The 18550-nt window shown below is 71.6% G+C and carries 18 protein-coding genes; 3 read left to right on the top strand and 15 right to left on the bottom strand.

What is annotated here, in order from left to right; genetic code table 11:
* Positions 1-8: 8 nt before the first annotated feature.
* The 11 genes from ACIHFD_RS07930 to ACIHFD_RS07880 form a co-directional block, all read right to left on the bottom strand.
* Positions 9-3938, bottom strand: a complete 3930-nt coding sequence (locus tag ACIHFD_RS07930; protein ID WP_397366083.1) for an endo-alpha-N-acetylgalactosaminidase family protein — start codon at positions 3936-3938, stop codon at positions 9-11.
* A 137-nt stretch (positions 3939-4075) separates the two neighbouring features.
* A complete protein-coding gene (gene trpA, locus ACIHFD_RS07925) occupies positions 4076-4870 on the bottom strand; it encodes a tryptophan synthase subunit alpha (protein ID WP_397366082.1) in 795 nt (264 codons plus the stop codon).
* A gap of 73 nt (positions 4871-4943) precedes the next feature.
* Positions 4944-6164 (bottom strand): tryptophan synthase subunit beta, encoded by a 1221-nt coding sequence (gene trpB, locus ACIHFD_RS07920; protein ID WP_397366293.1) that lies wholly within the window; start codon positions 6162-6164, stop codon positions 4944-4946.
* Positions 6165-6187: 23 nt separating this feature from the next.
* Complete coding sequence (gene trpC / locus ACIHFD_RS07915; RefSeq protein ID WP_397366081.1) at positions 6188-7027, bottom strand: indole-3-glycerol phosphate synthase TrpC; 840 nt, start codon at positions 7025-7027, stop codon at positions 6188-6190.
* Between the two features lie 130 nt (positions 7028-7157).
* Positions 7158-7589, bottom strand: a complete 432-nt coding sequence (locus ACIHFD_RS07910; protein ID WP_397366080.1) for a DUF2752 domain-containing protein — start codon at positions 7587-7589, stop codon at positions 7158-7160.
* A gap of 23 nt (positions 7590-7612) precedes the next feature.
* Entirely contained in the window at positions 7613-8176 is a 564-nt protein-coding gene (locus ACIHFD_RS07905; RefSeq protein WP_397366079.1) for a CD225/dispanin family protein, read from the bottom strand.
* Positions 8177-8336: 160 nt separating this feature from the next.
* Entirely contained in the window at positions 8337-8987 is a 651-nt protein-coding gene (locus ACIHFD_RS07900) for a DUF4190 domain-containing protein (RefSeq protein ID WP_397366078.1), read from the bottom strand.
* Between the two features lie 111 nt (positions 8988-9098).
* Entirely contained in the window at positions 9099-9701 is a 603-nt protein-coding gene (locus ACIHFD_RS07895) for a Trp biosynthesis-associated membrane protein (RefSeq protein WP_397366077.1), read from the bottom strand.
* Positions 9702-9709: 8 nt separating this feature from the next.
* Positions 9710-10057 carry a phosphoribosyl-AMP cyclohydrolase gene (gene hisI / locus ACIHFD_RS07890; protein WP_350726255.1) on the bottom strand — a complete coding sequence of 116 codons (348 nt, stop codon included), beginning with the start codon at positions 10055-10057 and terminating at the stop codon, positions 9710-9712.
* 68 nt (positions 10058-10125) lie between these two features.
* Positions 10126-11907, bottom strand: coding sequence for an ABC transporter ATP-binding protein (locus ACIHFD_RS07885; protein ID WP_397366076.1), 1782 nt, complete (start codon positions 11905-11907; stop codon positions 10126-10128).
* Complete coding sequence (locus ACIHFD_RS07880; protein ID WP_397366292.1) at positions 11904-13706, bottom strand: ABC transporter ATP-binding protein; 1803 nt, start codon at positions 13704-13706, stop codon at positions 11904-11906. Before ACIHFD_RS07880 ends, ACIHFD_RS07885 begins: the two co-directional genes overlap by 4 nt.
* Before the next feature lie 116 nt (positions 13707-13822).
* On the opposite strand from ACIHFD_RS07880, the gene ACIHFD_RS07875 reads away from it, so the two are divergent.
* From ACIHFD_RS07875 to ACIHFD_RS07865, 3 genes are all read left to right on the top strand, one after another.
* On the top strand, positions 13823-14452 hold the full coding sequence (locus ACIHFD_RS07875) for a TIGR03085 family metal-binding protein (protein WP_350726251.1): 630 nt from the start codon (positions 13823-13825) through the stop codon (positions 14450-14452).
* A gap of 128 nt (positions 14453-14580) precedes the next feature.
* On the top strand, positions 14581-14796 hold the full coding sequence (locus ACIHFD_RS07870; protein ID WP_185079467.1) for a hypothetical protein: 216 nt from the start codon (positions 14581-14583) through the stop codon (positions 14794-14796).
* Between the two features lie 62 nt (positions 14797-14858).
* The gene (locus tag ACIHFD_RS07865; protein WP_397366075.1) at positions 14859-16220 is read left to right on the top strand and encodes a glutamine synthetase family protein; all 1362 of its coding nucleotides are present in this window, start codon (positions 14859-14861) and stop codon (positions 16218-16220) included.
* 60 nt (positions 16221-16280) lie between these two features.
* Here the strand turns inward: ACIHFD_RS07865 and hisF are convergent, their stop codons facing one another.
* The 4 genes from hisF to ACIHFD_RS07845 are packed head-to-tail and all read right to left on the bottom strand — an operon-like array spanning position 16281 to position 18523.
* Complete coding sequence (gene hisF / locus ACIHFD_RS07860; RefSeq protein WP_363963754.1) at positions 16281-17042, bottom strand: imidazole glycerol phosphate synthase subunit HisF; 762 nt, start codon at positions 17040-17042, stop codon at positions 16281-16283.
* Positions 17039-17449 carry a Rid family hydrolase gene (locus tag ACIHFD_RS07855; RefSeq protein ID WP_355191788.1) on the bottom strand — a complete coding sequence of 137 codons (411 nt, stop codon included), beginning with the start codon at positions 17447-17449 and terminating at the stop codon, positions 17039-17041. The genes hisF and ACIHFD_RS07855 overlap by 4 nt, the downstream gene beginning before the upstream one ends.
* Before the next feature lie 21 nt (positions 17450-17470).
* Entirely contained in the window at positions 17471-18193 is a 723-nt protein-coding gene (gene priA, locus ACIHFD_RS07850; RefSeq protein ID WP_397366074.1) for a bifunctional 1-(5-phosphoribosyl)-5-((5-phosphoribosylamino)methylideneamino)imidazole-4-carboxamide isomerase/phosphoribosylanthranilate isomerase PriA, read from the bottom strand.
* Complete coding sequence (locus ACIHFD_RS07845; protein WP_192792284.1) at positions 18194-18523, bottom strand: hypothetical protein; 330 nt, start codon at positions 18521-18523, stop codon at positions 18194-18196. It lies immediately after the preceding gene.
* Between the last annotated feature and the right edge of the window lie 27 nt (positions 18524-18550).

Genomic DNA, 18550 nt, shown 5'->3' with positions numbered 1-18550 from the left:
GGGCCCGCTCAGCCGCACGCGAACCTGGCCTCGCCCCAGTCGGCGTGGTCGTTGCCGTTCCCGTCGCCGCCATCCCCGGCCACCAGGTCCACGTAACGGGCTCCGGTCAGGTCGGCGCTCAGCTCGTACGCCGCGTCGGCGGCCCGCAGGACCGGGCTGCGCGCCTTCTCCACCCCGTCCGCCACCACGGCGAACTGCACGGACCCCCGCGTGGCCTGCACGTCGTCGACCCCCACGAACGCCGTGAACCCCGTGCACGCGCCGCCCAGGTGGAAGCGGACCCTGGCCGGCGCGTGCGTGCCGAGCCCCTTGGCGAACGTCCGCCCGCCGATGACGATCGGCCCGCCGTCGGCCTCGCCGGTGTCGCCGTTGGACCGGTCGCGCTCCACCGGCCCCCAGCCGTTGTCCGCGGTGACCCATTCCAGGTCGCTGGCGTAGGCGTCCTCCGCGGGCGGCCGGGGCGGCGTGCGCACGGTCGCGGACGCGGTGAGCCGCTTCGCCACGCCGCCCACGGAGTAGCCGGCCGCGGCCCCGAGCTCGTAGCTCCCGGAGGCGTCCGCGGGCGGGGTGACCTGCCAGGTCGTGGTCAACTTGGCGCCCGGCTCCACGACGCCGGTCCCGTCGCCGGTGGCCGTCCACCCGTCCGGTACGTCCAGCGTCACCCGAACGTCCTGGGCCGTCGAGTCCTCGAGGTTCGTGAACGTGGTGACGACCTCGTTGGCCCTCCCCTGCTCGAAGACGCCGGCGGGCGCCACCTCCAGCGACCCGCACGCCTGCGCGTCCGGCGCCGCGCCGAGGTCGGTCACGGAGAAGTCGTCGAGGACGAAGTCGGCCCCGGCCTGCTCGGCCTTGAGCGAACGCAGCCCGACCCACACGTCCCCGCACCCCGCCACCACCCGCTCCCTGAACGTCCCCGTGGTCCGCCGCTCGGGGATGGGCGTGCGCCGCGTCTCGACGCCGGCGCCGCCCTTGTCGTAGCCGGTCACCCACTGGTACGCGTCCGCCTGCGCGCTCTGGTAGGCGAAGGACACCTCGTACGCGTGCCCCGGCTCGAACCGCGCGGTCCACGGCAACGTGCGGTAGATGAGCCCCTGGCGCTCCTCGTGCGCCTTCAGCGACCAGTCGCCGTTCAGCACGTCGTCGATCGTCTTGCCGTTCCACCCGGCCTGCGTGTACGGCTCGTGCCGCTCGGACAGGTGCGTGCGCGCGTCGAACGACCCGCCCGCGTCCCCCTTCACGAACGGCCCCCAGCCGGGCTCGTTCGACTCGAACGTCTCCACGTCACCGGCCGGATCCCGCTCGAACAGCCGTACGTCGTCCACCCGCACGTCCCCGTCCGCGGCGGCGGCCGTGATCCGCAGCGTGGCCGACGTGCCGGGCGCGGTGAAGGTCACCTTGGCCCGCTGGAAGAAGGTGTCGTGCTTCTCGTCGGAGGCGATGTAGTTCCTGGCCGTGGATCGGCTGACGGTCACCGCCTGACCGGCGACCTCCAGGGTGGTCTCGCGGGTCCTGCCCGGCTCGACCTCGACGAAGGCGGAGGCGGTGTAGGTGCGGCCGGGTCGCAGGCCCGTCAGCCGCTGCTCCAGCCGCGCCCGCGCCCCGCCGCCGAGCAGCGCCACCCGCTGGCCCAGGTCGTTCTCACGGACGCTCACGGGGCCCGTGACGGTCCATCCGGCGAGCCGGTCGCCGTTGAAGCCGGGATCGCGCACGCCGCCGCCCTGCCCCCAGTCCGGGTCCGGCTGCCGGGGCGCCTTGCCGGGGTAGAGCACGTACGGCACGCCCGCCTCCGCCCGCAACGTGATCTTCCCGTGCTCCGGGGTGACCGTGCCAGCCGCCACGCGGCCCTGGCCGGTGAGCCGGTAGACGGTCATCGGCCGGTCGGCGTCCCAGGTCGTGACCCCTCCCGCCGGGTTGTAGTGGTAGTACCTGCCCTGCCACGGCAGCAGGTAGGTGCCCCCGTCGAGCACCTTGTGCCCGCCGGCGAACAGCTCGCGCCTCCCGTCCCGGTACGTGCCGCGCACGCCGCCGGAGAAGACGATCTCGTCCACGTTCCAGTCCATGATCTTGTAGTGCTGCAGGAACTTGACCGGCAGGTTGTGCTCCCAGATGTTGCGGTAGAACGCGGTGAAGTCGTTCTTCGCCTGCCAGCCCTCGAACTCGACGATGCGGGCGTTGCCGAGGATCGGATGGGCGTTCCAGACGTCCTTCTCGTCGTTGCGGATGAACCGGATGATCTGGGAGTTCAGCCCCTTGTTGGTGACCCCGCCGTAGTTGAGGTCGTTGGCCCAGTGGGACCACAGGGACGCACGTTCGAGCTTGTCCGACCACTCGGTGGTCACCTGCCAGCCCTGCTCGCGCAGCTCGGCCAGCGTCCGGTCGGCGACCCAGCCGAACGGCCTGAACACGTCCACGTACAGCACCGCGAGGTTGCGGTCGGTCTCGGCGCGCAGCTGCGCGAAGCGCCCGGCCAGGGTGCCTCTGGTGAGGTCGCCGCGCTGGTCGATCAGGTACGCCTGGTCGAGCCAGTTCCAGCCCTTGGCGGCCTTGTCGACGAGCTGCTCGCTGAAATTCCTGGCCTCGGGGTAGGACTCGGTGGCGTTGACGTGCACGCCGAACGTGGCGTTCCAGCCCTTGCCGGCCTTGAGCAGCGTGTTCAGGTCCTTCAGCCCGCCCGCGCGCCGGTTGTAGTTGCCGCCGTAGTCGGGGTGCGCCGCGTCGTGGCCCTCCGACTGGTAGCCCTTGAGCAGCGCGAGCTGCCCGAGGCCGTCGGTGGCCAGCGAGATGCGCTTGACGTCGTCCAGGGTGCGCAGGAACGGGTGCGTGGCCTGGCTGGAGAAGTTGAACGGGATGTGCGTGACCACGCGGTCCCTGGTCCGCTCGGCGCCGGCCGCCTTGACGGCGATGGCCCTGAACGCCACCGCGCCGTCCTGCCAGTCGAGCGTCCCGTCGCCGTTGGCGTCGGGCGTGACCACGACCTTGGCCCAGGGCGGCTCCTCGGTGAACGGCGAGCCGGTCGCGCGGTGCGTCCACTGGCCGCTCCACACGCCCACGGAGACCGTGCCACCGGCGTCCTTCCTGGCCTGGTGCCAGAGCCTGGCGGCGTCCCGGTCGGTGACGCCCGAGGGGCGGTCGTAGGTGGAGTTCGTCTCGATCCCGGCGGCCAGCCGGTCGGTGTTCACGATCGCGTACGTGGCCCCGACCGGGCCGTCGTCGGGCGCGGTGCCCGGCGTGACCTGGGCGAAGACGTCGGCGGTGCGGGTGGAGTTGGGGTCCAGCCGGGTGAACGCGGTCGCCGCGCCCGGCTGCACGCTCGACACCGACACCAGGTCATGGCCGGGCAGGTCGATGGTGTTGACGCGGAACGCCTCGGTGTCGGCCACCGAGTCGATCCGGAACGTCGTCACCCGCCCCTTGACGCCGATGCTCGCCCCGAGCGCGACGCCGCCGAGATCGGGGAAGGTCAGCCGGTAGCGGGCGGTCGCGCCGTCGTTCCCGGTCAGTGCCACGGTGGCGGCTCGCGCCTGGCCGTTGAGGACGACGGCGGGCACGCCCGTGCTGCCGCCGAGCGTGGCGCCGCCGGCCCGGTCGGTGTAGCTCAGGACGCGCGGGAAGTCCGGGTCGAGCTCAACGCGCAGCGCCGGGGACGAGATCGCGATCGGCCGGGCCACCCGCGCGGGCCTGGGCGGCTCGTTCTGCGCGGTGGGGCTGGGCGGGGGCGTCCCGGTGGGCGGCGTCTCCGGGGACGGCAACTCGTACGTCGGGGTGGGCTCCGCGTCAGGCGGCGGGGCGGGTTCGGGGCCTGCGGACGCCGGTTCGGGGTCCACCGACACCGGGGCAGGACCGACGGACGCCGGGACGAGATCGGCGGACGCCGGGGCGGTCATGGCCGTGACCGCGAGTGCGAGGGCCGCTGCGAACGTGAGGGGGCTGGGACGCATCGGTGTCCTTTCGGGGTCGTGCGTCACACCGCTTCGGGGCCCCGATCATCACCCGCCCCGGACCGCACGCCAAGGACCTACGCGCCAAATCCTTGCAGCAATCCCGAAATTTCGTCACATAGGCGGTAAAGCCGCCCTTACCGGCGGACCCCCTGGGCCATGTCCCTGGCCAGGGCTCCGATGGAGGACCGGCCCTCGGCCTCGTCGGACGCGTCGAGGATGCGGCGGATGAACGCCGACCCCACGATCACCCCGTCGGCGTAGGTCGCCACCTCGGCCGCCTGCGCGCCCGTACCCACGCCGAGGCCCACGCACACCGGCAGGTCCGTGTGCGCCCGGGTCCGCTCGACCAGGCCCTCGGCGGCGACGTTGACGCTCTCCCTGGCGCCGGTGACGCCCATCAGCGAGGCCGCGTACACGAAGCCCGTGCAGCAGTCGACGACGGCCTTGATGCGCTGCTCGGTCGAGCTCGGCGCCACCAGGAACACCGTGTCGATGCCCGCGGACGCGGACGCCGCCCGCCACGGCTCCGACTCCTCGGGCGTCAGGTCGGGCGTGATCGTGCCCACGCCGCCCGCGTTGGCGAGGTCGCGGGCGAACCGCTCGGCGCCGTACTTGTCAATGGGGTTCCAGTAGGTCATGACGAGCGTGGCGGCACCGGTGGCGGCGACGCCCTCGACCGTGCGCAGCACGTCGGCGATGCGCGTGCCGTTGACCAGTGAGCGGTGCACCGCGTCCTGGATCGTCGGCCCGTCCATGAGCGGGTCGGAGTAGGGCAGGCCGATCTCGATGACGTCGCAGCCGGCCTCGACCAGGGCCGCTGCCGCGGCGACGTCGCCGCCCTTGGAGGGGAAGCCCGCGGGCAGGTAGCCGACGAGCGCGGCCCGGTTGTCCGCCTTCGCCTTGGCGAAAACCGTCTGAAGAGTCGTCATGTCTGTCCGTTTCGAAGGTCGAGTCCCACCAGTTATCCCCCGGCGCGGGACCCCACGCCGGGGTGGCGGCTCGTCAGAGGTTGAAGTATTTCATCGCCGTGCCCATGTCTTTGTCGCCGCGGCCGGAGAGGTTGACCAGGATGGTCGCCTCGGGGCCGAGCTCGCGGCCCAGCTCCAGCGCGCCCGCCAGGGCGTGGGAGGACTCGATGGCCGGGATGATGCCCTCGGTCCTGGCCAGCAGCGAGAACGCGGCCATCGCCGCGTCGTCGGTGACGCCGTGGTAGGTGGCGCGGCCCGAGTCCTTCAGCCAGGCGTGCTCGGGGCCGACGCCCGGGTAGTCGAGCCCGGCCGAGATCGAGTGGGACTCGATGGTCTGGCCCTCGTCGTCCTGCAGCACGTAGGTGCGCGAGCCGTGCAGCACGCCGATCGAGCCGGCGGTGAGCGTGAGCGCGTGCTCGCCGGACTCCAGGCCGCGCCCGGCGGCCTCGTAGCCGTGCAGCTGGACGCCCTCGTCACCGAGGAAGGCGTGGAAGATGCCGATCGCGTTGCTGCCACCGCCGACCGCCGCGCACACCGCGTCGGGCAGGCCGCCGGTCAGCTCCTGGATCTGGCGGCGGGCCTCGACGCCGATGATGCGCGCGAAGTCGCGGACGATCTCGGGGAACGGGTGCGGCCCCGCGATCGTGCCGAACAGGTAGTGGGTGGTGTCGACGTTGGTCACCCAGTCGCGGAACGCCTCGTTGATGGCGTCCTTCAGCGTCTGGGAGCCGTTGGTCACCGGCACCACGGTGGCGCCGAGCAGCTTCATCCTGGCGACGTTGAGCGCCTGGCGCTCGCAGTCGACCGCGCCCATGTAGATCACGCACTCCAGGCCGAGCAGGGCGGCCGCGGTGGCGGTGGCCACGCCGTGCTGGCCCGCGCCGGTCTCGGCGATCACGCGCTTCTTGCCCAGCCGCTTGGTCAGCAGGGCCTGGCCGAGCACGTTGTTGATCTTGTGAGCGCCGGTGTGGGTGAGGTCCTCACGCTTGAGCACGATCCTGGCGCCGCCGGCGTGCTCGCTGAAGCGCGGCACGTCGGTCAGCGTGGTCGGCCGGCCCGCGTACGTGCGCAGCAGATGGTCGAACTCCCGCAGGAACTCCGGGTCGTTCTTGGCGTTCTCGTAGACCGCGGCCACCTCGTCGAGCGCCGGGATGAGCGCCTCGGGGACGAACCGGCCGCCGAAGATGCCGAACTTGCCGTGCACGTCTGGGTCGTCGCCGAGCGGGCCGTTGCCCGTCAGGTCGGCGGCGGTCAGGATGGAGCCTTCGTGTGCCACTGCTATCCCTCTGCTGAGTGGTCGGGGCGCGTCGCTGGATGGGCGCCGGCGGTCACCAGGGCCTCCACTGCCTTGCGCGGGTCCTTGCCGGTGACCAGGCTCTCCCCGACCAGGACGGCGTCGGCGCCGGCCCTGGCATAGGCGAGCAGGTCGTGCGGGCCGCGCACGCCCGACTCGGCAATCTTGATCACATTATCGGGGATCTTGGGCGCCAGCTTCGTGAAGACCTCGCGATCGACTTCGAGTGTCTTGAGGTTGCGCGCGTTGATCCCGATGACCCGGGCGCCGGCGGCGACCGCCCGCTCGAGCTCCTCCCCGGTGTGCACCTCGACCAGCGGGGTGAGCCCGATCGACTCGGCCCGCTCGATCAGCGACACCAGTGCCTCCTGCTCCAGGCAGACGACCATCAGCAGCGCCAGGTCGGCGCCGTGGGCCCGGGCCTCCCAGAGCTGGTAGGAGGTCAGGATGAAGTCTTTGCGCAGGATCGGGATGTCGACCCGGGCGCGAACCGCCGCCAGGTCTTCGAGACTGCCGCCGAACTTGCGCCGCTCGGTCAGCACGCTGATGACGTGGGCGCCGCCCTCTTCGTAGTCGGCCGCCAGCGCGGCCGGGTCGGCGATGGCGGCCAGCGCGCCCTTGGACGGGCTCGACCGCTTGACCTCGGCGATCACCGAGATCCTGTCGCCCCCGAGCGCGGCCATGGCGTCTCTGGGCGCGTGGGCGCGCTCGGCCCGCCGCTTGAGCTCGTCAATGGACACGGCCTGCTGACGTGCGGCGAGGTCGGCGCGCACCCCGTCGAGGATGTCGTCGAGGACACTCGGCCCTTCCGTCCGCTCACTCACGCGCTTGAGGTCCCTCCGGTCGACTGTGGGGGCGGCGGAGAGTTCGCGTCGCGTCCGCTCTCTGCCTTGTCCTGCGATGGTATCGGCCCGCACGGGGTCACCTCACCACAGGCCCCCCGGCTGGGAGTCCCTACGGAGCGAGGAACGCCCCGAACGGCAGGTTACGGACGACCCAGTAGACCACGACGACGGCGAGGAACGCCCACAGCCACGCCGGATGGGCGAGCGTGGTGCGTCTCGGCCTGCCCTGCCAGGCGCGTACGACCCATCTCCCCCACCAGAACAGCAGGAACGGCATCATGGCCACGGCGAGAGGGTTCATCCCGAGCGCGGTGGCCGGGTCGAGATGGGCGAGCGCGTGGATGGTCCGCAGCGTGCCGCAGCCAGGGCAGTAGAGGCCGGTGAGCCACAGGAACGGGCAGGTCGGGTAGTGACCCGGCTGGTTGGGGTCCACCATCCCGACGAACGCGAACACGGCGCCCGTCGCGCCCGCAACACCGAGCGGCGCGAGCAGGCCCTTGAGGCGTGCCGCGCCGCGCCGCTCGGTTGTTGCGATGCTCATGCTCTCAGTATCCGCCTTCCGGCTCAGTAGCTCGAGCTCGGGACACTGGCGGCCAGGAGGACGAACACCACCACGTAGAAGAGGATGACCAGCACCCACCAGATGATGCCCGCGATCAACGACCGCTTCCACCAGGTCTTGGCCTCCTCGCTCGCCAGCGCGGCACCCTGGAAGTCGCCGACCTGCCACTTCGAGTTGACCTGCGAAGACTTGACGATCGACACGATGCCCAGGGGAAGGCAGCAGAACAGGGTGGTCAGGATGGCCGCGACCAGGTGGTTGTCCGGCGGGTTCCCACCGGCCGGGGGCTGCTGGCCGTAACCGCCGCCGTAGCCGCCGCCACTCGGGGGCTGCTGGCCGTAGCCGCCACCGCTGGGGGGCTGCTGGCCGTAGCCACCGCCGCCGCTCGGGGGCTGCTGGCCGTAACCACCGCCGTAGCCGCCGCCACTCGGGGGCTGCTGGCCGTAACCACCGCCGCCGCTCGGAGGCTGCTGACCGTAGCCGCCGCCACTCGGGGGCTGCTGGCCATAACCGCCGCCGGGCGGCTGCGAGCCGTAGCCGCCGTCGCCCTGATTGCCGTAACTCATGAAGGACCTCTCATGTTGTCATCCGTGGCAAGTTGCGCGCGGCAGCCTAGCGAGGATACGCCCCCTACGTGGAAGAACGTCCATTTTGCGGACAATTCGTAATCGGACCGCAAGCGGCTCGTCACGGTCCGGCCACACTCGCGGAGGGTTACCGACCGGTTCAGTAGTCGTACGAGGACGACGTGGCGGCGGCGCTGAGCCCGATCATCGACAGGATGAGCCCGCCGAAGATGAGCCAGCACAGCACCCAGATCACGACGGTGATGTAGGACGTGACCAGACCGCCGACGGCCATGCCCGAGCCCTCCTCGCCGGTCTTCTTGATCCGGTTGAGGGCGATGTGGCCGAGGATCACGCCCGGGATGCTGGTGACACCGCAGAAGATCAGGCCGATGATGCCCAGGACGAGCGAGGCCACCGCCATGCCGTTGGTCGACCTGGGCTGCTGGGGCGGCGCGCCGTAGCCGTAGCCCTGCTGGCCGTAACCCTGCTGACCGTAGGCCTGCTGGCCGTAGCTGGGGGGCTGCTGGCCGTAGCCGCCGGCGCTCGGAGGCTGCTGGCCGTAGCCGAGCGGCTCCTGCGGATAGCTGGGCGGCTGCTCCCCGTACCCGCCCTGGCCGTACCCGCCCGAGCTCGGGGGTTGCTGGCCGTAACCGCCACCCCCGGTCGGGGGCTGCTGCCCGTACCCGCCCCCGTAGCTGGGCGGCTGCTGACCGTAACCGCCGCCCCCGCTGGGGGGCTGCTGGCCGTACCCACCGCCGGGCTGCTGCGCGCCGTAGCCGCCGCCGCTGCCCTGATCCCCGTAGCTCATGCGCCTGGCTCCTAAGTGTTCGTGGCGAGTTGCAACGGCAGCTTATTGAGGAAACGTTTGCCAAGCAGACAGAGGTTCAGAACAGTAAAGAAATCGTCATAGCGCGGAGAGTCAGCGGGAGTCGGTGGGGTCGTCGCCGCGGTCGAGCGCGTCCCACAGCGCCCGGTCGTCCTTGACCTCGGCGTGGGCCTTCCCGGCGCCCCCATTGGCGCCCCCGCCGGCGCCCGTCTCAGTGCCCGTCTCGGGGCCCCTGTCGTAGCGCGCCGACATGCCCGCCCACCTGCCGCCGCGCACGATCGCGACGATCCCGCCGGCGATCACCAGGACCGCTCCGGCGGCCGTGACCGCCGGCCAGAGCGGGGCGACCTCCCAGGGGAATTCGGCGGCGCCGCGCAGGACGTTCTGCTCGCGCAGCAAGCCGGTGACCGTGTCGCCGCCGAGCGCCGTCCACGTCCCGGCCGCCGCGCCCGCCCCGCACAGGGCGACCAGCGCCCCGACGACGCGGCGCCCCGCGCCCTTGGTGGCCAGCACGGCCACCACCCCGGCCAGCGCGGCCAGGGCGACGGGGGTCAGGACGGGGCTGAGCTCGGCTCCGGTGGGCGCGGCCACGCCCGGCTCCAGGATCCGCACCCAGGCCCGGCTCGCGCCGAACAGCACGAGCACGCATCCGAGGACGGTCGCCCCCAGCCAGCTCCACAGCTCTCTGTGCCCCATGCGGCCTGCTATCCGAGCGGGATCTCGAGCTGGTCGGCGTCGAAGCACGTGCGGTCTCCGGTGTGGCACGCGCCGTCGACCTGGTCGACCTTGACGAGGACGGCGTCGCCGTCGCAGTCGAGGGCCACCGCCTTGACGTGCTGGACGTGGCCGGAGGTGCCGCCCTTGACCCAGAGCTCGGCGCGGCTGCGGGACCAGTAGGTGGCCCGGCCGGTGGTGAGCGTCCGATGCAGCGCCTCGTCGTTCATCCAGGCCAGCATGAGCACCTCGCCGGTGTCGTACTGCTGGGCGATGGCGGCGACCAGGCCGTCGGCGTCGCGCTTCAACCGCGCGGCGATCTTGGGGTCAAGGGACATGCGTCCATTCAACCAGCCTGCCCGCGTGCCCGGTTTATCGGGCACGCGGGCAGGGACGTCACGTCCGGTCAGGAGCGGGCCGCGGAGATCCACGACGCGTGCAGGTCGGCGTACACGCCCGGCTCCCCCACCAGCTCGGCGTGCGGGCCGCGCTGCACCAGGCGGCCCGCGTCGAAGACCAGGACCTCGTCGGCGTTCTCCGCCGTCGACAGGCGGTGCGCGATCGAGACGGCCGTACGGCCCCGCGTCACGCCCTCCAGCGCCCGCGCCAGCCGTACCTCCGTGGCCGGGTCCACCGCCGAGGTGGCCTCGTCGAGCAGGAGCAGGTCGGGGTCGGCCAGGTACGCCCGCGCCAGGGCGACGAGCTGCCGCTCGCCCGCCGAGAGTGACTCGCCGCGCTGGCCCACGGGGGTGTCCAGCCCGGCGGGCAGGCCCTCCAGCCAGTCGGCCAGGCCCAGCTCGGTCATCGCGAGCCGGATCTCCTCGGCGGTGGCCGAGGGCTTGCCGTAGCGGACGTTCTCCTCCAGCGTCCCGTCGAACAGGAAGCCGTCCTGCGGCACCATGACGATCCGCTCGCGCAGCGAGGAGAAGCGGACGTCGCGCAGGTCGTGGCCGTCCACCGTGACGCGGCCCGCGGCCGGGTCCATGAGGCGGGTCAGGAGCTTGGCGAACGTGGTCTTGCCCGACCCCGTCTCCCCCACCACCGCGACCCGCGAGCGCGGCGGGATGTCCACCGTGACCTCGCGCAGCACGGGCGCGCCGCCGGGGTAGGAGAAGTGCACGTTCTCGAAGGCGACCGAGATGGGGCCGCGGGGCAGCGTCACGCCCTGGTCGCCGGGGTCGGCCACGTCGGCCGGCGTGTCGAGCACGCCCAGGATGCGGCGCCAGCCGGCGATGGCGTTCTGGGCCTCGTTCAGCACCTCGGTGGCCGTCTGCAGCGGCGAGACGAACAGGGTGACCAGGAACAGGAACGCCACCAGCTGCCCCTGCGTGATGTCGCCCGACAGGCCGAGCCGCACGCCGAGCAGCACGATCGCGCCGATGGCGACGGCGGCCACGATCTCGGTCAGGGGGAAGACGAAGCCGACGATGGTCTGCGCCCTGATCTGGGCGCGGCGGTTGGCGTTCACGGCGGTGTCGATGCGCTCGGCGGTGCGGCGCTCGGAGGCGTACGCCCTGATGACGGTGGCCCCGACGACGGACTCGCTGACCGCCGCCAGCATGTCGCCGGTGCGCTCGCGCACGATCGTGTACGCCCGCGACAGCAGCCGCTGGAAGCGCGGCAGCGCGATCATCAGCGGGATGAAGCACGCCCAGACGAGCAGGGTGAGCTGCCAGGAGTAGACGAACATGAGCACGGTCGCCACGAACAGCTGCCCGAACGCCACGATGATCATCAGCCCGCCCCACTGCATGAACGCGCTGATCTGGTCGATGTCGTTGGTGACGCGCGAGACCAGGGAGCCGCGCCGCTCGGTGTTCTGGGTGAGCACCGACAGGTCGTGCACGTGGCGGAAGCCGCGCACGCGCAGGGTCGCCAGGGACGACTCGGTGGCCTTGTAGAGGCGGACGTTCATGATGTACGCGGCCAGGGCCGTGAGCAGCACCGCGGCCGCGCAGATAAGAACAGCCTTGGTGATGTACGGAATGTCCGGCGAGCCGCCCTTGAGCCCCGTGTCGATCGTCTGCTGGACCGCGATCGGCACGATGATCTTGCCGATGGTCGCGATGACGGCCAGCGCCAGCGTGCCCGCCAGCCCCTTGCGGAACTCGGGCGTGAGCGAGAGCCCATGCCGGATCGTGGCCAGCGCGGAACGTTCAGAGTTGCCCTGGATGCTCTGCGCCGTCATGCGCTGACCCCTTCTTCCTCTTCTGCCTGCAGGTCGATGGCGGCGCGCTCGGCTTCCTCGCGCTCGTAGGCGGTCACCAGGTTGCGGTAGCCCTCGCAGCGCTCCAGCAGCTCCTCGTGCGAGCCCCGGTCCACGACCCGGCCGTGGTCGAGGAAGACCACCTCGTCGGCCAGGGCGATCGTGGCCATCCGGTAGGCGACGACCACGACGGTCGAGGACTCGGCCGCGTCCCGCAGCCCGTACAGGATCCTGGCCTCGACCTGCGGGTCCACGCTGGAGGTGGCATCGTCGAGGATGAGCAGGCGGGGCCGGCGCACGACCGCGCGGGCCAGCGCGAGGCGCTGGCGCTGGCCGCCGGACAGCGTCGCGCCGCGCTCGCCGACCCGCGTGTCGAGCCCGTCGGCGAGCCTGGCCACGAACCCGTCGGCCTGGGCCAGCCGCAGGGCGGCCCACACGTCCTCGTCGCCCGCCTCCAGCCCGAGCGCGATGTTGCCGCGCACGCTGTCGTCGAACAGGAACGTCTGCTGCGGCACCAGCGCCACCGACTCGGCGATGCCGCCGTAGGCCAGCTCGCGCAGGTCCACGCCGTCGAGCAGCACCTGTCCCGTGCCGGGGTCCACGAGCCGGACGAGCAGCTGCACGAGCGTGGACTTGCCCGAGCCGGTGGGCCCGACCAGCGCGACGGTACGGCCGGCGGGCACGTCGAAGGTGACGTCGTGGAGCACCTGGGCCTCGCCGTAGGCGTACGAGACGCCGGAGATCTCCAGCGCGGCGGGGGCGGAGGCGGTCGTGGTGGCGGCCGTGGCGGCGACGCCGCCGTACTCCATGGAGCCGGTGGCCTCCAGCACGGCCTGCACCCGCTGCCAGCCGACGACGCTGCGCGGCAGCTCGGCCAGCACCCAGCCGAGCGCCCTGATCGGGAAGGACAGCAGCGTGAACAGGTACGCCACCTGCACCAGGTCGCCGGAGTCGATCGCACCGGCCGACAGCCGCGCCGCGCCGACGGCGAGCACCGCGAGCACGCCGATCGTGGGCAGCGCCTCCAGCAGCGGGTCGAACAGCCCGCGCACGCGCCCGACCGCGATGTTGGCGTCGCGCAGCTCGTGGGCGCGCCGCCGGAACCGGTCGGTCTCCAGCTCCTCCCGGCCGAGCGTCTTGACGACGAGCGCGCCGTCGAAGCTCTCGTGCGCGATCTCGCTGACCTCGGCGCGCAGCTGCTGCGCGCGGGTGGCCAGCGGGCTGAGCTTGCGCTGATAAATCAGGTTAAGTACGGCGATCGCCGGAAAAATCAAGAAACCCACCAGCGCGAGCACGAGATCCGTGAACAGCATCGCGATCGCCGCGGTGAACAGCATGACGATCACGCCCACGGCCATCGGCAGCGGCGCGAGCGGCGCCCAGGCGGCCTCGGCGTCGGCGCTGGCGTTCGACAGGAGCTGCCCGGTCGGGTGCCGGTGGTGCCAGGACAGCGGCAGCCTCAGGTACTGCTTGGTCACGTCCCTGCGCGACCTGGCCTGCATGCGGTACTGCATGACCCCCGCCAGGATGCGGCGTCCGGCCACGCCGACCGCCTTGAGCAGCGCCGTCCCGACGATGAGGAGCACTCCCGTCCAGAGCGCCCCCGAAGCGATGCGGCCCGACCCGAAGGCCGGGAGCACCACGTTCTGCGTCGCCCAGCCCAGCGCCCACGCGGACGCGACGGTCATGCCGCCGTAGACCGCGCTGGCCAGCACCGCCAGCGCGAACACCGCCTTCTCCGTCTGAATGGCCACCCCAAGGACACGCAGCCCTTGACGCATCACGGCCGAGGTGACCTTGGTCGCCACGCGGCACGTTCCCCTTCCAATCCGACATATCTGCCTAAGTCACTATCACTCCAGATGTGCACGTTATTCCCACCGGTAGGGTTGACCACGTGACGTACGCTCGCGACGAACGCTCCGCGCTCTGCGACCTGTTCGACCGCCTCGGCCCCGACGCCCCCACGCTCTGCACGGGCTGGACGACCTATGACCTGGCCGCCCACCTCGCGCTGCGCGAGCGCAGGCCCGACGCGATGGGCGGCATCGCGCTCAAGCCCCTCGCCGGCTACACCGCCTCGGTGCAGAACGGCCTCAAGGCCAAGCACCCCTTCCCCGAGCTGGTCGGCCTGGTACGCGAGCCGGGCGGCGTCTACGGGCTGCTGCCCTTCCTCGACGACGCCGTCAACACGCTGGAGTTCTTCGTCCACCACGAGGACGTCCGCCGCGCCCAGCCGTCATGGGAGCCCCGCGAGCTGTCCGACGACCTCGAACGGCTCATCTGGAAGCGGGTCGCCAGCGGGGCCCGGCTGATGCTGCGCAAGGCGCCGGTCGGCGTGGTGCTGCACCGGCTCGGCGGCGGCGTGGCGCTCGGCGGCCCCCGCGGAGGCGCGCGGGTCGAGGTCACCGGCCGGGCGGCCGAGCTGCTCATGTTCTGCTTCGGGCGGCAGCGGCACACCAGGGTGGAGCTGACCGGCGACCCGGAGGACGTCGAACGACTGCGCGACGCCTCCCTCGGCGTCTGAGCGATCCGGACGGCCTATCACGGAAATCCCGGTGAACAAGGGGTTCACGCCAGACCTTCTGCGCTTACCATTGGCTCAGTAAGGAAGCCCCCCGGTTAGGATCATGTACATCTTCACAGAAGATGCCGATGATCGCCCAGATCCGGGTATATACGGCTGGGAATGGACTGCAGGAGGCCCCCATGCAGGTCAAGAAGGTGATCACCTACGTGGCTGTCGCGTTCGTGGTGTTCTACCTGTTCACCAAGCCGACCCAGGCTGCGGCGGCGGTCAACGGAGTGTTTGAAGGAATCCTTCACGGAGCAGACCAATTGGCTGTGTTCTTCACAAATGTTCTGACCTGACGCGAGGCTTCTGTCTGCGCCAGATGCTTCCCCGCGCTGCCGGATCGTGTTACGCAGGCAGGATGAGAGATCGCCCGAGCGGCACAAAGATCAATCAGCTCGATCCCAACGCGCGGCGGATCCTCGAGCGAACCGAGCTCGAGGGAATCGAGCTGATCCGTTTTCTGTACGCCGACCACGGTGGCGTGATCCGGGGCAAGGCCGCGTCCCGGTCGAGGTTGGCGGAACGGCTCAGCACGGGCATCGGGCACACGGTGGCCATGATGGCGATGAACATGCTCGACCAGCTCCAGGAGGTCGAGCACATGGGTCCGGTGGGCGAGGTACGCATTGTCCCCGACCCGGCCACCTACGTCCCGTTGCCTCATGCGCCGGGCGCGGCGGCGATGCTGTCCGACCTGCGCCTGCCGGACGGCTCGCCGTGGGGGGCCTGCGCGCGCACCTTCCTCAAGGAGGCCATCGCCGAGCTCGCCACCGAGGGCTACACGCTGGTCGCGGCGTTCGAGCCGGAGTTCACGCTCGGCCGCCGCCTGCCCGACCCGGCCGGCGGCCCCGACCGGCTGGTCCCGCTCGACGACTCGCTGTGCTACGCCAATGCCGGGTTCGACACGGCCCACGACTACACGATCAAGCTCATCCACGCCCTGGAGACGCAGGGGCTGCGGGTCGAGCACTACCATCCCGAGCTGGGGCCCGGCCAGCAGGAGCTGTCCGTGCGCCACGCGCCCGCGCTGCGCGCCGCCGACAACCACGTCCTCTACCGCGAGACCGTGCGCGGCACGGCGATGCGCATGCAGCTGTGGGCCACGCTGGCCCCCAAGCCGCTGGCCGACCAGGCGGGCAACGGCGCGCACCTGCATCTGTCCCTGTGGAGCGACAACCGTAACGTCTTCGCCGAGGACGGCGAGGTGCGCGACGGGTTCATCGGCGGCCTGATGGCCCACCTGCCCGGCCTGACGGCGCTCACGTGCGGGAGTGTCAACAGCTTCCGGCGGCTGACGCCCCGCACGTGGGCGAGCGCGTACGCCGTCCACGGGCCCGACAACCGCGAGGCCGCGGTCCGCGTGTGCTCCCCGCTCGGCGAGAGCGGCGAGCCCAACCTGGAGCTCAAACCCTCCGACTCCTCCGCCAACCCCTACCTGGCGCTCGGGGCCGTCATCCACGCCGGCCTGGACGGCATCCGGCGCAAGCTGGACCCGGGGCCAGCCGTGGACGTGGACCCGGACACCCGGCCCGGCCAGTACACCCGCCTGCCCGCGTCGCTGGACGAGGCGCTGGACGCGCTGGAGGCCGACGAGGTGCTCATGGAGGCGCTGGGGCCGCTGCGGCGCAGCGCGTACCTGGCGGTCAAGCGCTCGGAGGTGGCGGCGTTCGCCGCGAAGGACGTCGCGTACGAGCTGTTCCACCACCTGCGGGTCTTCTGACGGACGCGCGCAGGCGGGCCTCGCGACCCGCCCGCACGCGGTGACACCCGCCCCGGCGGGCTAGCGGACCGGGTGGCCCGCCATCCGGAGCGTGTCCTTGACCTCGGAGATCTTGAGCGTGCCGAAGTGGAACACCGACGCCGCGAGCACGGCGTCGGCGCCCGCCGCCACCGCCGGAGGGAAGTCCTCCAGCCGGCCGGCGCCGCCACTGGCGATCACCGGCACCCGCACCGCGGCGCGGACCGCGCGCAGCATCTCCAGGTCGTAGCCGTCGAGCGTGCCGTCACCGTCCATCGAGTTGAGCAGGATCTCCCCCACTCCGAGCTCCTCGCCGCGGGCCGCCCACTCCACCGCGTCGATCCCGGTGCCGCGGCGACCGCCGTGCGTGGTCACCTCGAACCCGCTGGGGGTGCCGGGCGCGCGGCGGGCGTCCACGGACAGCACGACGCACTGGGCGCCGAAGCGCCGGGACGCCTCCGTGAGCAGCTCGGGCCGGGCGATGGCCGCCGTGTTGAGCGACACCTTGTCGGCCCCGGCCCGCAGCAGGCGGTTGACGTCCTCGACCGAACGCACGCCGCCGCCGACGGTGAGCGGGATGAACACCTGCTCGGCGGTCCTGCGCACCACGTCGAGCATGGTCTCCCGCTCGCCGGACGACGCGGTGATGTCGAGGAAGGTCAGCTCGTCGGCGCCCTCCTCGTCATAGCGCCTGGCCAGCTCGACCGGGTCGCCCGCGTCGCGGAGGTTCTCGAAGTTGACGCCCTTGACCACGCGGCCGGCGTCCACGTCGAGACAGGGGATGACTCTTACGGCTACGGTCATGCTCGGTGTGCCTCGATTTCGATCTCGACCAGCATTCTCGGGTCGACCAGCCCGGCCACCCTCACTCCGGTGCAGGCGGGGCGCACCTTGCCGAAGACCTCGCCGATGGCCTGCCCGACGAGGTCGAAGTGGCGCTGCTCCACCACATAGTAACGGACCATGACCACGTCCTCGCTGGTCAGACCGCCCATCAGGACGGCCTCCAGCGCGATGTCGATCGCGGTCAGGCTCTGTCTGTAGGCGTCGCCGACATGGCGCACCTCTCCGTCGACCGTGGCGGTGCAGCCGGACACGATCACCCGGTCACCCGCCACGACGGCACGGGCATAGCCGTACCGCTCCTCCCAGATACCGCCGGAAAACACCCTGCGACCGGTGCTTTCCATACCAAAGATGCTGACGCTCATCTCGCCCCCTCCCGGCAAGAGCTACACACGTACTGCGGCTAGCGCGTTTTCCAGTGTGAACGCGTGAGCGTAGAGGGCGCTGCCCACGATGGCCCCCTCAAGGCCGTCGGGGACGAGGGACGCGAGTGCGACCAGGTCATCCAGGGACGAGACACCGCCGCTGGCCACGACGGGCCTGTCGGTGCGGGCGCAGATCCGGCGGTAGAGGTCGAGGTTGGGGCCCTGGAGCATGCCGTCCTTGGTCACGTCGGTGACGACGTAGCGGGGGCAGCCGTCGGACTCGAGCCGGTCGAGGGCCTCCCAGAGGTCTCCGCCTTCCTCGGTCCAGCCACGGGCCGCCAGCGTGGTGCCGCGCACGTCGAGCCCCACCGCGATCTTGTCACCGTGCTCGGCGATGACCTTCCGGCACCAGTCGGGCTTCTCCAGCGCGGCGGTGCCGATGTTGACCCGGCGGCAGCCGGTGGCCAGCGCGGCGGCCAGGGAGTCGTCGTCGCGGATGCCGCCGGACAACTCAACGTTCACGTCGAGCCGCCCGATGACGTCGGCGATCAGCTCCCGGTTGGTGCCCCGGCCGAACGCGGCGTCGAGATCGACCATATGGATCCACTCGGCGCCCGCCTTCTGCCAGGCCAGCGCGGCGGCCAACGGCTCGCCGTAGCCTTTCTCCGTCCCGGCCACACCCTGCACCAGTTGCACCGCCTGGCCGTCGATCACATCTACAGCGGGCAGCAATACGAGCGACATTCAGATCCTCCGGTCGAAAGCGAGGGTCACGACAACGGGCACCAGCAGCAGGGAGAAGACCAGGACGGCGAGGCTGAGCGGGAGCGAGCCCCACACCAGCCACACGATGGCCTGGACGAACAGGAAGCCCAGCGCGACCACGATGTTCTGGGCGCGGTGGCGGCGGGCGATCAGGCCGCCCTGGCGGTAGAACCGCACCGGGCGCGGGGTCAGCCGGGCCAGGAGGGCGCGGCGGCGGGCCCGGCGCGCCTGCCGCTCCTCGTTGGCCCGGATCGCGCGCGCCCGCTCCGCCTCCCGCTCGGCCCTGCGGCGCGCGCGTTCCTTGCTCATGAGAGCCTGGATCGGGTGATCGGCGCG

It is taken from the genome of Nonomuraea sp. NPDC051941 (assembly GCF_044593615.1).
Note: the sequence above shows the minus strand (reverse complement) of the source record. Positions and strands in the feature narration are given on the sequence as shown.

What these genes read in the sequence shown, in the direction of transcription:
- ACIHFD_RS07855 (WP_355191788.1), bottom strand. Translation starts at nt 17,449, where the DNA reads ATGAGCGTCAGCATCTTTGGTATGGAAAGCACCGGTCGCAGGGTGTTT.
- ACIHFD_RS07930 (WP_397366083.1), bottom strand. Translation starts at nt 3,938, where the DNA reads ATGCGTCCCAGCCCCCTCACGTTCGCAGCGGCCCTCGCACTCGCGGTC.
- ACIHFD_RS07895 (WP_397366077.1), bottom strand. Translation starts at nt 9,701, where the DNA reads ATGGGGCACAGAGAGCTGTGGAGCTGGCTGGGGGCGACCGTCCTCGGA.
- ACIHFD_RS07910 (WP_397366080.1), bottom strand. Translation starts at nt 7,589, where the DNA reads ATGAGCATCGCAACAACCGAGCGGCGCGGCGCGGCACGCCTCAAGGGC.
- ACIHFD_RS07885 (WP_397366076.1), bottom strand. Translation starts at nt 11,907, where the DNA reads ATGACGGCGCAGAGCATCCAGGGCAACTCTGAACGTTCCGCGCTGGCC.
- hisI (WP_350726255.1), bottom strand. Translation starts at nt 10,057, where the DNA reads ATGTCCCTTGACCCCAAGATCGCCGCGCGGTTGAAGCGCGACGCCGAC.
- ACIHFD_RS07845 (WP_192792284.1), bottom strand. Translation starts at nt 18,523, where the DNA reads ATGAGCAAGGAACGCGCGCGCCGCAGGGCCGAGCGGGAGGCGGAGCGG.
- priA (WP_397366074.1), bottom strand. Translation starts at nt 18,193, where the DNA reads ATGTCGCTCGTATTGCTGCCCGCTGTAGATGTGATCGACGGCCAGGCG.
- ACIHFD_RS07870 (WP_185079467.1), top strand. Translation starts at nt 14,581, where the DNA reads ATGATCGCCCAGATCCGGGTATATACGGCTGGGAATGGACTGCAGGAG.
- trpA (WP_397366082.1), bottom strand. Translation starts at nt 4,870, where the DNA reads ATGACGACTCTTCAGACGGTTTTCGCCAAGGCGAAGGCGGACAACCGG.
- ACIHFD_RS07900 (WP_397366078.1), bottom strand. Translation starts at nt 8,987, where the DNA reads ATGAGCTACGGGGATCAGGGCAGCGGCGGCGGCTACGGCGCGCAGCAG.
- ACIHFD_RS07880 (WP_397366292.1), bottom strand. Translation starts at nt 13,706, where the DNA reads ATGCGTCAAGGGCTGCGTGTCCTTGGGGTGGCCATTCAGACGGAGAAG.
- hisF (WP_363963754.1), bottom strand. Translation starts at nt 17,042, where the DNA reads ATGACCGTAGCCGTAAGAGTCATCCCCTGTCTCGACGTGGACGCCGGC.
- ACIHFD_RS07905 (WP_397366079.1), bottom strand. Translation starts at nt 8,176, where the DNA reads ATGAGTTACGGCAATCAGGGCGACGGCGGCTACGGCTCGCAGCCGCCC.
- ACIHFD_RS07865 (WP_397366075.1), top strand. Translation starts at nt 14,859, where the DNA reads ATGAGAGATCGCCCGAGCGGCACAAAGATCAATCAGCTCGATCCCAAC.